Source organism: Rhizobium sullae, from assembly GCF_900169785.1.
Classification (GTDB): Bacteria; Pseudomonadota; Alphaproteobacteria; order Rhizobiales; family Rhizobiaceae; genus Rhizobium; species Rhizobium sullae.
This window is the reverse complement of the sequence record NZ_FWER01000212.1, coordinates 1-342: the sequence shown is the minus strand read 5'-3', so window position 1 is coordinate 342 and position 342 is coordinate 1. Positions and strand designations below refer to the sequence as shown.

Below are 342 nucleotides of genomic sequence, written 5' to 3'. Positions count from 1 at the left end.
CCTTGGCGCGGTTCTTCGACCCTTTCTTGCGCCTCGAGACGACGCGCGCGAGGGTCTCCTCCCGGCGCTTTTCCTCGTCGCTCATGCGCGGCAGGTCGTAGACCGCGCCGTCCGACAGCGCCAGCGCGTTGACGACGCCGAGGTCGCCGCCGAGTTCGATCCCGTCGCGGACGCTCGGCCCGGCCACCTCGCGCTCCACCTGGATCGAGGCGTACCAGTGGTCGCCGCTGAGCGAGACTGTGACGTTCTTCACCGTCCCAACGACCTCGCGGTGAGCGACCATCCTCACCCATCGCGCCTTCGGAAGCAGGATTTCTCCCTCGCGAAAGGCGATTTGTTTGG

The 342-nt window shown here is 67.3% G+C and carries 1 protein-coding gene; it reads right to left on the bottom strand.

Features of this window, described 5'->3' with window-relative positions; translation table 11 throughout:
- A partial coding sequence (locus tag BN1800_RS41940; protein WP_179214043.1) for a transposase occupies positions 1-342 on the bottom strand: 342 nt, incomplete at both ends.